The organism is Haemophilus sp. CCUG 66565, assembly GCF_001679495.1.
Classification (GTDB): Bacteria; Pseudomonadota; Gammaproteobacteria; order Enterobacterales; family Pasteurellaceae; genus Haemophilus; species Haemophilus haemolyticus_K.
Map to the genome: position 1 here is coordinate 19,561 of NZ_LZOX01000014.1, position 12,821 is coordinate 32,381.

The window sequence follows — 12,821 nt, forward strand, 5'->3', positions numbered from 1 at the left end:
ACTATGAAAAAATCATTTCTCTTACTCCCTTTGAGTCTTGTTGTATTATCGGCTTGTACTTCTAATTCTCCTGCTCCAATCAGCAATGCTGATGGCAATCTTTCCCCTGGCATCATGCAACCAGTAAATGGCGAAAGTGCGGGTGGTTCTTGGCAACCTGAGATTCAAAAAAACACGGTACCAGCGATGGGCGGCGTACCAACAGGCGTGCAAACTCCACAGCCAAATTTCCAACCAACCTATCAACAGCCTGCCATGCCTGCAGCGCCTGCTCAACCAGCATTCAAACCTGCACAGCCAGCTTTTCAGCCTGCACCAAAACCAGCAGCGCCAACACCAGCTCCAGCGCCAGCTGTGCAAACAAAAACAATCACTAAAACTGTTTCTGATTGCGTAAGTTCGCAACATATTAATGTTCCACGCAATCCAAATACCAATGCACCAGATTATAGCCAAATTGAAAAAGGCTCTTACAAAGGCAATACCTATAAAGTGAACAAAGGCGATACCATGTTCTTAATCGCCTACTTGGCAGGCATTGATGTAAAAGAATTAGCTGCATTGAACAACATGACTGAGCCTTATAGTTTGAGTCTAGGACAAACTTTAAAAATCTCTAATTGTGGTACAAAAACCGTGACAACAACGGTTCCTGTAAAACAACCTGTGGCAGCAACGACAACAACTACTGCGGCTGTACCGGCAACATCTGCAGAACCGGCAGTCACCTATACGCCAGGTGCAAACGGTACGCAAATAGGATCAGATGGCACAATCATTGGCCCAATTAAATCTGGTGCAGGTGTAGCGAATAGCGCACCAGCAATGGTACCGGTTGCGACAACACCAGTTGCTCCTGCTACAACGCCATCAGTACCAACTACGCCAGTAGATAACACCAATAGCACACCGATTAATGCACATGTTGTTGCACCAATTGCATCGAATGTTGCATGGCAATGGCCGACTTCAGGTAATATTATCCAAGGTTTCTCAGATACTGATGGTGGAAATAAAGGAATTGATATTAGTGGTTCTCGTGGACAGGCTGTAAAAGCAGCTGCGTCAGGTCGCGTCGTGTATGCTGGCAATGCTTTACGTGGTTACGGTAATTTAATCATCATCAAACATAATGATGATTTCTTAAGTGCTTATGCGCATAACGACAAAATTCTTGTAACCGATCAACAAGAAGTCAAAGCTGGTCAAGAAATCGCAAAAATGGGTAGCTCCGGTACAAATACTGTGAAGCTTCATTTTGAGATTCGTTATAAAGGTAAATCAGTTGATCCTATTCGCTATTTACCAAGACGTTAAGCTAAGTTATAGAGTGAGGTAAAAATACTGTGGTTTTTACCGCACATTTTTAATGATAAAAAAGAAAATGTCTGAAATTATTATTACTCAAACCCTTGATACCATGGGGCTTCGTTGCCCAGAACCTGTCATGCTTGTACGTAAAAATATTCGTCATTTAAATGAGGGAGAGGTATTGCTTATTATTGCTGATGATCCAGCCACAATGCGTGATATTCCTAGTTTTTGTCAATTTATGGATCATACGTTGTTGCAAAGTGAAGTAGGAACACCGCCATTCAAATATTGGGTGAAGAAAGGAAAATAAAAAAATCGGTCATCATGAAAGGGTGACCGATTTTTTATCTATTTTTTAAAGATTACGTAATGCTTCAATGCGTTTTTCAAGCGGTGGATGGCTCATAAAGAGTTCACTACGTTTGCCATTAATCATGAAAGCATTGAGTGAGCCTTCAAGGTTTTGTGGTTCATGTAATTGTTGTAAACGCTGTAATGCCATAATCATTTTTTCTTTGCCGACAAGGCTTGCAGAACCCGCATCTGCTCGAAATTCACGATAACGTGAGAACCACATTGCAATAATGCTGGCAAGTACGCCAAATACCATCTCTAACACCATTGACACTAAAAAATATAAGCTAGAACTACGCGTTTCCTCACCGTTATTATTACGTGAGCTTGCGACTGCTGTTGCAATAATACGTGATAAGAAAATTACAAAAGTATTTAACACACCTTGTAATAAGGCCATAGTTACCATATCACCATTTGCTATATGAGAAATCTCATGAGCAAGTACGGCTTCCGCTTCGGCTTCTGTCATGTTATTCAATAAGCCAGTACTCACTGCGACTAATGAATTACTTTTTGTTGCACCTGTTGCAAAAGCGTTGACATCTGGTGAATGGTAAATTGCTACTTCTGGCATTGGAATCCCCGCAAGTTGTGCTTGTCGAGCAACGGTGTCCATTAACCAATGTTCTGTTTGGTTACGAGGTTGAGTAATAACTTCGCCATCAACTGAACGCAATGCCATTGTTTTTGACAGAAATAAAGAAATCAAAGATCCGGCAAAACCAAATAGTAAGGCCATAATTAAAATACCACTGGTACTGTTTCCAGCTATACCTGTGACACTTAAAATAATTCCCAACACCAACATAACGGCCATATTGGTAGCAAGGAAAAGAAGAATACGCATCATAATATGTTCTCTCTAAGTTAGGATTAATCTTCCTCTTTTAGTGGGGAAGGGTTATTAAAATTCAAGGTAGAATAGAAATATTTATATAAAAATGCGGTCAGAAACACGCAAGTTTATGACCGCATTTTTGATAATTGGTTGCAGAAGTTATTATTTTCGTATTGCAATGGCTTCAATTTCTAACCCTACATCTTTTGGTAATCGCGCTACTTCTACGCAAGAGCGTGCGGGAAAGTGAGGATGATGATTTTCTTTGAAAAAACGTTCATATTCAGCATTTACTGCTGCGAAGTCATTGAGATCTTTTACAAAAACTGTTGTTTTGACAATATCTGCTACAGTTAAACCTGCTTGTTCAATGATTGCTTTTATATTTTCTAAGGATTGGCGTGCTTGCGCTACGATATCTGTTGGTATATCTCCTGTTGTTGGATTGACAGGAATTTGACCCGATGTAAGTACTAAATTGCCTAAATCAATGGCTTGAACATAAGGGCCAATTGCTGCAGGGGCATGCTCGGTATGAATAATTGTTGTCATGGTTTTCTCCTTGATTGATGAAAGTGCGGAGAAAATTACCGCACTTTTGTTTATTGATCAATTTCTTTTAGCACATCATCAGGAAGTGTCTCTTGATGATCTTCAGATTTTCCATTACTGACCTTGAATTGAAGATTTTGGTAATAAGCCTCGCGAAATGTTACGTATGGATCTTGGGCTTGACGTAATAGCTCTGCGTTATCGAGATTTTTAGCACGGGTATCTACAGCTTGAACACCATATTTAACGAGGGACCATGGCCCGCCTATCCATTCCCAGAAAGGATACATATAAGCGGCATCTACTACGGCACCAGTTAATTGGCGCGGTGTAGTGGCATTATAGATAGGTAAAACAATATATGTGCCAGCATCAACGCCATAGCTTCCAAGTGTTTCACCAAATCCGCGTTGGTGATCAATGCGTAATTCTTTACTTGCACTCGCAAAATCAACAAAACCACCTAAACCAAATATAGTGTTGATCCAAAAACGGTTAAAATGTACAAAGGCTTTTTTCGGTTCACCTTCAATTAATCGGTTTACAAAGCTTACAGGCTCATCAAGATTGTTCGCCATACTTGTAAGGCCTGAAGAAACGCGCTTAGGGACGTAATTATTCCAGCCCTTAGCTACAGGTTCAAGAACATAACGATCCATCACATTATAGTTAAACTTCCACATTGTTCTATTGAACCCTTCAAGGGAGTCATTACGTTCTCCATCAGGTTTATTTGCACATCCTGTTAGTAAGAATGTACCTAAAAGTGCGGCTAAAATTGCTTGTTTTTTCATTCATAATCTCCAGTATAAAATTTGGCTTATTCTACCTAATTTGCCTAGTAACAACAAAATAAATCTGCCGTAAGTAGTTATTTCTTACTGATTGAAATTGATTTTGTAATAAGTTTTGCATATTGAACATAATGTTGCAAAATAAGCAAAAATTAAGATGTGTTTTAGAAAAATGATTGTATTTAATAATATTTCCTTAAAGCGTGGACAAACGGAATTACTCGACAATGCGGTAGCTACGATTACCCCTAAACAAAAAGTTGGTTTAGTGGGTAAAAATGGTTGTGGTAAATCCTCTCTTTTGGCGTTGTTAAAAAAAGAACTTCAGCCAGAAGGCGGAGATGTGACTTATCCATCAAATTGGGCGGTATCTTGGGTGAATCAAGAAACGCCTGCACTGGATGTTTCTGCAATTGATTATGTAATTCAAGGTGATCGAGAATATTGCCGCTTACAGCAAGAATTAGCTTGGGCGAATGAACAAAACGATGGTAATGCGATTGCACGTATTCACGATAGACTTGATGCTATTAATGCGTGGACAATTCGCTCTCGTGCGGAAACACTTTTACATGGTTTGGGCTTTACTCAGGTAGAAACCAGTCATGCTGTGAAATCCTTCTCCGGTGGTTGGCGAATGAGATTGAATTTAGCACAGGCGTTGCTTTGCCCGTCAGATTTATTGTTACTTGATGAGCCGACGAACCACTTAGATTTGGAGGCAGTGATTTGGTTGGAACGTTGGTTAGTGAATTATCAAGGCACATTGGTGCTGATTTCTCACGACCGTGATTTTCTTGATCCGATCGTGAATAAAATTTTGCATATTGAACATCAAAAACTGAATGAATACACCGGTGATTATTCGTCTTTTGAGGTGCAGCGCGCGACTAAACTTGCACAACAGGTTGCGATGTATCGACAGCAACAACAAAAAATTGCTCATTTACAAAACTATATTGATCGCTTTAAGGCAAAAGCGACTAAGGCAAAACAGGCGCAAAGTCGAGTGAAAGCGTTAGAACGAATGGAACTTATTGCACCAGCTTATGCAGATAATCCCTTCACCTTTGCATTTCGTTCCCCTGCTACTTTGCCAAGCCCTTTAGTGATGATTGAACAAGCTAGTGCGGGTTATGGAGAAGGGGAAAGTGTGGTTGAAATTTTGAGTAAAATTAAACTTAATCTTGTGCCAGGTTCACGCATTGGTTTATTGGGGAAAAATGGTGCAGGTAAATCAACTTTGATTAAACTTTTAGCTGGAGAGCTGACCGCACTTTCAGGCAATGTTCAACTTGCTAAAGGTGTACAGCTTGGTTATTTTGCTCAACATCAGTTGGATACGCTTCGTGCGGAAGAATCTGCGCTTTGGCATATGCAAAAAATCGCACCAGAACAAACTGAACAACAGGTACGTGATTATCTTGGTAGTTTTGCTTTTCACGGAGATAAAGTGAATCAAGCGGTGAAGTCCTTTTCCGGTGGTGAAAAAGCGAGATTAGTTTTAGCATTAATTGTATGGCAACGCCCAAATTTGCTGTTATTGGATGAGCCAACTAACCACTTGGATTTAGATATGCGCCAAGCTTTAACAGAAGCCTTGGTTGATTACGAAGGTTCGCTAGTTGTTGTCTCTCACGATCGTCATTTACTACGTAATACGGTAGAAGAATTTTATTTAGTACATGATAAACAAGTGGAAGAATTTAAGGGGGACTTAGACGATTATCAGAAATGGTTAACCGAACAAAATAGTCAATTGATATCCAAATCTAATGATGAAATTGAAGCTACAGAAAATGCTACTTCTAACCAAAATCGTAAAGAACAAAAACGCCGTGAGGCGGAATTACGTCAACAAACCGCACCATTTCGTAAAAAAATTGTTCAGTTGGAAGACAAAATGGATAAGTACTCTCAACAACTTGTAGAGATCGAAAATCAGCTGTCGGATTCAGAGCTTTATAATGCAGAAAATAAAGAAAAATTAACCGCACTTTTGAATGAACAAGTGACAGTGAAAAAGTCGTTAGAAATAGTGGAAGCAGATTGGATGATTGCGCAGGAAACGTTGGAAGGAATGTTGAATCTTTAGATTGAGTTAGGGCGGAAAACTGCCGCCCCATTTTAAAGATATCTTACAAAATTGTTAATAGCTGAGAAAAATCATCGAATACCCAATCTGGGTTGGAATCGCTAATAGGCATGTTATAGTTATACCCATAGGTTAATCCGACAGCGGGGCAACCTGCTGCGTGTGCAGCAAGAATATCATTTTTAGAATCACCAACAAAAAGTATTTGGCGTGGTTCAACACCGAATTTTCCACATAAATAATAAAGTGGCCCTGGATGGGGTTTGATCGCAGGTAGTGATTGTCCACCAAGCATTTCGCTAAATAAATGATCAATACTGAATGCGGCCAAGACAGGTTGAACATGACGTGTTGGCTTATTTGTTACGACTGTAAGCGTATAGCCTTTTTCTTTTAAATTTTCTAAAGTTTCCTTCACATTGGGATATAAACGGCTGATATTGCATAAATTTTCACCGTAGTAAAAATTAAACCGCGCCTTTACTTTTTCAATCTCGGACGCTGTTAATTCTCGACCGCTTTGAGCACAAGCCCAATCTAATGCTCGGGCAATTAAGACAGGTGCACCGTTGCCGATCCAAGTGAGTACTAATTCTTCGGATGCTTGAGGTAAGCTAAATTCAGTTAATGCAGAGTTTACTGATAAGGCTAAATCTGGCAGGCTATTTACTAAGGTTCCGTCTAAATCAAATCCAATAAGTTTAAATTGTGTATTCATTTGTTATCTCTTCTAAAAATATTATTGGGCTTTCACATTTGATAATTGTGTACGCATTTGATCTATTACTTGTCTATAATCTGATTTTCCAAAAATGGCTGAGCCCGCCACAAACATATCAGCACCTGCAGCAGCAATTTCTGCAATATTATCGACTTTAACACCACCATCAACTTCCAGACGAATATCATAGCCACTGTTATCAATAATTTTACGTGCTTGTTGAAGTTTTTGTAAGGTTGCAGGAATAAAGGATTGACCACCAAAACCTGGGTTTACTGACATTAATAATACAATGTCAATTTTGTCTAGCACATAATCTAAATAACTTAGTGGTGTTGCAGGGTTAAAAACTAAGCCAGATTTACAACCGTGATCACGAATGAGTTGTAAAGTGCGGTCAATATGTTCGCTAGATTCTGGATGAAATGTAATATAGTTTGCCCCAGCTTCAGCAAAGTCAGGAATAATTCTATCCACAGGTTTTACCATTAAATGTACATCAATTGGCGCAGTAATCCCATAATCACGTAAGGACTGGCATACTGCGGGGCCAAAAGTAAGATTAGGCACATAATGGTTATCCATCACATCGAAATGAATGACATCTGCGCCAGCATTAAGCACACGTTGTACATCATCTCCAAGTCGAGCAAGATCGGCAGACAAAATAGAGGGGGCAATGAGATAAGGTTTCATGATGATTCTCCATTGAGAAAATAATATCTTTAGTTTACTGATTTGAGATAAAAAAACCAATAAAAAACGACCGCACTTACGATCGTTTTGAAGTAATAATGAACATTTAAAAATAGACAATAAAAAATTATTCTTCATCCTCTTTTGCCCATTCTAATGAGCGTTTAACGGCTTTTTTCCAGCCTTTGTAGCGATGTTCGCGTTTTTCATTGTCGCTGTCTGGACTGAATGTGCGTTCTACACGGGCTTTATCACGAAGCTCGTCTAAATCTTTCCAGAAGCCTGTTGCTAAACCAGCAAGATAAGCGGCACCTAACGCGGTTACTTCTTTCACTACAGGGCGTTCCACATTTACATCTAAAATGTCTGCTTGGAATTGCATTAAGAAGTTATTGTTTGTCGCGCCACCATCCACACGGAGATATTGTAGGCGTTCACCCGAATCTGATTGCATAGCCTCTAAGACATCACGGGTTTGGTAAGCAATAGATTCTAAGGTTGCACGAACAATATGATTACGATTTGCGCCGCGAGAAAGACCAAAAATCGCACCGCGCGCATATGGATCCCAATATGGTGCACCTAAACCCGTGAAAGCAGGAACAACATATACGCCATTACTATCAGTCACTTTTTGTGCGAAGTATTCTGAGTCAAAACTATCGTGAACAATTTTGAGTTCATCACGGAGCCATTGGATTGATGCACCTGCGATAAATACAGAACCTTCTAAGGCATATTCTGGTTCACCTTTTGCATTACAAGCAATAGTTGTGAGTAGTCCATTTTTGGATGTAATGGCTTTGTTACCTGTGTGGAGCAACATGAAGCAACCAGTGCCGTAAGTGTTTTTGGCTTGACCAGCATGTACGCAAAGATGTCCGTAAAGAGCAGCTTGTTGGTCGCCCGCAATCCCTGCAACAGGAATACGAACACCGCCTTTACCACCGATATTGGTTTGGCCGTAAATTTCAGAAGAGTTGCGTACTTCAGGTAACATTGAACGTGGAATATTCAAGATTTCAAGCATCTTGTCGTCCCATTGTTTGGTATGAATGTTGAATAACATGGTACGAGATGCGTTGGTGTAATCGGTTACGTGCACTCGGCCTTGAGTCAGTTTCCATACAAGCCAAGTATCAATGGTACCAAATAATAATTCGCCACGTTCTGCTTTTTCTCGAGCACCTTCAACGTTATCCAAAATCCATTTTACTTTTGTACCAGAGAAGTAAGGGTCAACCACTAAGCCAGTGGTATTACGAATGTATTCTTCATGACCATCGGCCTTTAATTTATCGGTAATGTCTGCAGTACGGCGGCATTGCCATACAATAGCGTTGTAAACAGGCGTACCAGTTGTTTTTTCCCATACAATGGTGGTTTCACGTTGGTTGGTGATACCGATAGCGGCGATTTCATCAGATGTAATGCCTGCTTTTGCAACGACTTCGTTTAAGGTTGAACTTTGAGTTGCCCAAATTTCCATTGGGTTATGTTCTACCCAGCCTGCTTGAGGGTAAATTTGTGTAAATTCACGTTGTGCAATTTCAACCACATTCGCATTATGATCTAATAATACTGCGCGAGAGCTTGTTGTGCCTTGGTCTAATGCAATGATGTATTTTTTGTCTGTCATAGTATTGCTCCTTCAAATAATTATTCGCAGCCGCAATTACAAGGTAAATTGCCGCCAATTGCTTTTTTGTATAACCATGCACCAGCTAATGCGCCTAAAACAGGTGCAACCATTGGAACGATAAAATAAGGGATTTCGCGTCCGCCAGTTAAAGCGAGTTCGCCCCAGCCAGCGAGATAAGCAAAGAATTTTGGTCCGAAGTCACGTGCTGGATTCATGGCAAAACCTGTCAATGGGCCCATAGCACCGCCGAGAACTGCGATTAATACACCAATTAATAATGGGGCAAGTGGACCACGAGGCACACCGTTTCCATCGTCAGTTAATGCCATAATTAATGCCATAAGAATTGCAGTAATCACGAATTCTACAGCAAAGGCTCCACCAATGCTTAAACTTGGATGAGGGTAAGTGGAGAATGTACCCGCAAGGCTTAAACTTTCTTGTGTACCACGAACAATATTGTGGGCTGTTTCATAATCGATAAAAACATTGCGGTATAAGGCATAAACTAATGCTGCAGCAAAGAATGCGCCGAGCATTTGTGAAATGATGTAAGGAATTACTTTTTTGCCATCAAAGCAAGCAAATTTCCAAAGGGCAATGGTTACTGCTGGGTTTAAATGTGCACCAGATAACCCTGCTGTTGCATATACTGCAAGTGCAACGCCCATCCCCCACATAATGCTGATTTCCCACAAGCTAAAACTAGCGCCTGCTACTTTTAGTGCTGCAACGCAGCCCACACCAAAGAAAATCAATAAGGCTGTACCTAAAAACTCGCCAATACAGTTCGCTTTTAATGATTTATCCATAGATCACTCCTTAGAAGTGCGGTTGAAATAAAGGGTGTTTTCCCTAAATAAAGGGGAAGAAGAATTTATTAAAAAAGAATACGGAGTGTTTTGAAATAGCCTCCTTATTTGAATTCTAGATTAGAACACCTAGATTGATTATGATGTTACTCTGTTAGAGTAGATTTTTAGTTTCTACGATATAGAAACCTAGTTAACCGTGGGTATGTTTACCCACGGTTATGAGGGATATTATTTTTTCCCTTTTAAGAATTCCACGCCCGTATCTGGGAAATCAGTAAATACGCCTGTTGCACCTGATTTATTCAATAATGCATCGTACATTTGATTTACATCTGTGAAGAATTCTGGCAATGCGTCTTTACGCACTGTGTATGGATGAAGTTCAACTTTGTATTGAGCAAGCTCTTTTACTAATGGTGTGTATACAATGTTGCCTGGTTTAGATTGTTCTTTATCTACTAACATATACCAACCTGGACCAACACCATCAGCATATTTCACCACTTCTGCCATTGCACCTGGTTTAAACATCCAATCGTAATCGTAGTTTACCCATTTACCTTTCGCATCTTTTTCTTGCGTTTCTTTCCAATCTGTATAAGCCACTAATTGAACTAATTTCAAATCCATGCCCATTTTGGGAAGTAATTCTGTTTTGATACGTTTTAACTCATTAAAGTCGAAAGTTTGTAAGTAAACCATATCGGTTTTCTTATCATAGCCATATTTTTTCAACACTTTGAGCGTTTCAGCGGCAATATCTTTACCATTTTGATGGTGAAACCAAGGTGCTTTGATTTCTGGATAAATCCCTACTTTTTTGCCAGTAGATTTTTCTAAGCCTTGGATAAATTCAATTTCATCTTCAAAGGTGTGAATTCTGAAGTGTGATTTCCAAAGTGGGAAACGACCAGGATAAACTTGTGCTTGTTTGCCATCTTTGGTTTCAAAGTTTTCTGTCATTTCTAAACTTTGAATTTCTTTTAAGGTAAAGTCGATGACATAGTAACGACCATCTTTACGGTGACGATGTGGGAATTTTTTCGCTACATCAGTCAAGCCATCTAAAAAGTGATCGTGAATAACCACTAAACGACCATCCTTAGTCATGGCTAAATCTTGCTCTAAATAATCAGCATGTTGTGCAAACGCAAGTGCTTTAGATTCTAAAGTATGCTCTGGTAAATAACCGCTAGCACCACGGTGAGCAATAATAATTTTGTCTGATTTCATTTGGGTGTTTGCCATGCTTGATGAATGGCTGCTGCAACCTGCTAGCACGCCAGCTGCTAATAGAGAAAGTGCTAAAGTTTTAAGTTTCATAAGTATTTTCTCCTTAAGAGTGCGGTAAATTTTTATGGGTTTTTTAGATTTTAGTTACAAAAAAGGCGACTAAGCAATTTGCTCGCCGCCTTTTTTAAGCTAATTATTTAGTACCGTAAGTATCGCCTAATTTCGCTTTGTGTTTTCCTTCTTCAACCATTACGATTAAGAGTAATAACACCGCTAATACGCCACCGCCGATCATTACGTAGAAACCACCGTCCCATCCGTAATGTTGAGCAGCCCAACCGATAACTGCAGATGCAGAAACTGTACCACCTAAGTAACCGAATAAACCGGTGAAACCTGCTGCAGTACCTGCTGCTTTTTTCGGTGCTAACTCAAGAGCATGTAAACCGATTAACATTACAGGACCATAGATTAAGAAACCGATTAAAGTCATTAAAATGAAGTCAGTTAATTGGTATGGGTTTTGATACCATGCGCTATAGTTTGCTAATTCAGCTTCTGGTGTAGCTGGGTTCATCCAGTATGCAACAACCGCTGCAGTGGTTAAGATCATGAAGATGAAACCGGTTAAACCACGTTTACCTTTGAATACTTTATCTGATACCCAACCACATAATAAAGTACCTGGAACCGCTGCTAATTCATAGATTGTGTATGCCCATGCGGTACCCTTGATGTTGAAGTGTTTTACTTCACTTAAGTAAACCGGAGACCATTTTAATACGCCGTAGCGGATTAAGTATACGAACACGTTAGCAAGTGCGATGTACCATAACAATTTGTTTTTCAATACATAAGTTACGAAGATCTCTTTTGTGCTTAAATCGTTTTCGTAAGTTTTTTCGTTATAGTCATCAGGGTAGTCATTACGCCATTTTTCGATTGATGGTAAACCACAAGATTGTGGAGTATCACGCATTACGAAGTAAACTGGAATTGCACAGATCATTGCTGCAATACCAGGATAGTATAGGGATTGTTGCCAAATATCTTTTGCTTGTGCTTCGATACCATGAGTGCTGAAGAAGACGGCACTTGCTAATAGCACCATTGCACCAGGCATCATACCACCAATATTGTGTGCTGTATTCCAGATAGATACGATAGTACCGCGTTCTGATTTAGACCACCAGTGTACCATTGTACGACCACATGGAGGCCATCCCATACCTTGGAACCAACCATTTAAGAAGATCATCGCCCACATGATAGCGATGCCAGAGGTTGCCCATGGGAATAGGCCCATTAAGGTCATACATAAACCAGATAGTAATAGACCAAATGGTAGGAATACGCGAGGGTTAGAACGGTCAGACATACCAGCCATGACGAATTTTGATAAACCGTAAGCAAGACCAGCTGCAGAACCGATTACACCAAGCTCAGCTTTTGTATAAAGACCAGCTTGAATTAAACCAGGTTGTGCTAAGTCAAAGTTTGCACGCACGAAATAGTATGCGGCATAACCAAAGAAGATCCCTGCGAATACTTGCCAACGTAAGCGTCTATACGTGGAATCAATTTTTTCCGCTGGAAGTTCCGCAATATGCGGAGCGGGTTTAAATGGACCAAACATAATTTTTCTCCAACTTTGTAATTATGTGTTATTGAAATTTACCCTTCAGATAGTAAGGGATGTGGTGCATCATAAAAGAAAATAAAAAATAAGAAAGTAGTAAAATGCAAAAATGTGAAGTGTTTCAC

The 12,821-nt window shown here is 39.8% G+C and carries 12 protein-coding genes; 3 read left to right on the plus strand and 9 right to left on the minus strand.

All coding sequences use genetic code 11. The annotated features are described in order from the left end of the window. Positions 1–3 precede the first annotated feature (3 nt). Both nlpD and tusA read left to right on the plus strand, forming a co-directional pair. Positions 4–1,317, plus strand: a complete 1,314-nt coding sequence (gene nlpD / locus A9501_RS05310; RefSeq protein WP_065265188.1) for a murein hydrolase activator NlpD — start codon at positions 4–6, stop codon at positions 1,315–1,317. 67 nt (positions 1,318–1,384) lie between these two features. Next, on the plus strand, positions 1,385–1,624 hold the full coding sequence (gene tusA / locus A9501_RS05315) for a sulfurtransferase TusA (RefSeq protein WP_065265189.1): 240 nt from the start codon (positions 1,385–1,387) through the stop codon (positions 1,622–1,624). 45 nt (positions 1,625–1,669) lie between these two features. Here tusA and htpX read toward each other — a convergent pair whose 3' ends face one another. The 3 genes from htpX to A9501_RS05330 form a co-directional block, all read right to left on the minus strand. Beyond that, a complete protein-coding gene (gene htpX / locus A9501_RS05320; protein WP_164994248.1) occupies positions 1,670–2,524 on the minus strand; it encodes a protease HtpX in 855 nt (284 codons plus the stop codon). Between the two features lie 147 nt (positions 2,525–2,671). Next, positions 2,672–3,061 (minus strand): RidA family protein, encoded by a 390-nt coding sequence (locus A9501_RS05325; protein ID WP_048953102.1) that lies wholly within the window; start codon positions 3,059–3,061, stop codon positions 2,672–2,674. A 50-nt stretch (positions 3,062–3,111) separates the two neighbouring features. After that, positions 3,112–3,855, minus strand: a complete 744-nt coding sequence (locus tag A9501_RS05330) for an MlaA family lipoprotein (RefSeq protein ID WP_048953101.1) — start codon at positions 3,853–3,855, stop codon at positions 3,112–3,114. Between the two features lie 172 nt (positions 3,856–4,027). Between A9501_RS05330 and A9501_RS05335 the strand changes: the two genes are divergently transcribed. After that, a complete protein-coding gene (locus A9501_RS05335; RefSeq protein ID WP_048953123.1) occupies positions 4,028–5,950 on the plus strand; it encodes an ABC transporter ATP-binding protein in 1,923 nt (640 codons plus the stop codon). Positions 5,951–5,993: 43 nt separating this feature from the next. On the opposite strand, the gene A9501_RS05340 is transcribed toward A9501_RS05335, so the two are convergent. The 6 genes from A9501_RS05340 to glpT all read right to left on the minus strand — a co-directional run bounded on the left by A9501_RS05340 (position 5,994) and on the right by glpT (position 12,693). Further along, complete coding sequence (locus tag A9501_RS05340; protein WP_065265190.1) at positions 5,994–6,668, minus strand: phosphoglycolate phosphatase; 675 nt, start codon at positions 6,666–6,668, stop codon at positions 5,994–5,996. A gap of 21 nt (positions 6,669–6,689) precedes the next feature. Further along, the gene (gene rpe / locus A9501_RS05345) at positions 6,690–7,367 is read right to left on the minus strand and encodes a ribulose-phosphate 3-epimerase (RefSeq protein ID WP_065265191.1); all 678 of its coding nucleotides are present in this window, start codon (positions 7,365–7,367) and stop codon (positions 6,690–6,692) included. Positions 7,368–7,494: 127 nt separating this feature from the next. After that, on the minus strand, positions 7,495–9,006 hold the full coding sequence (glpK, locus tag A9501_RS05350; RefSeq protein WP_065265192.1) for a glycerol kinase GlpK: 1,512 nt from the start codon (positions 9,004–9,006) through the stop codon (positions 7,495–7,497). Positions 9,007–9,026: 20 nt separating this feature from the next. Then, entirely contained in the window at positions 9,027–9,821 is a 795-nt protein-coding gene (locus tag A9501_RS05355) for an MIP/aquaporin family protein (protein ID WP_005644040.1), read from the minus strand. Positions 9,822–10,052: 231 nt separating this feature from the next. Next, positions 10,053–11,147, minus strand: a complete 1,095-nt coding sequence (gene glpQ, locus A9501_RS05360) for a glycerophosphodiester phosphodiesterase (RefSeq protein WP_005626929.1) — start codon at positions 11,145–11,147, stop codon at positions 10,053–10,055. 103 nt (positions 11,148–11,250) lie between these two features. Further along, positions 11,251–12,693 (minus strand): glycerol-3-phosphate transporter, encoded by a 1,443-nt coding sequence (glpT, locus tag A9501_RS05365; RefSeq protein ID WP_005644150.1) that lies wholly within the window; start codon positions 12,691–12,693, stop codon positions 11,251–11,253. Between the last annotated feature and the right edge of the window lie 128 nt (positions 12,694–12,821).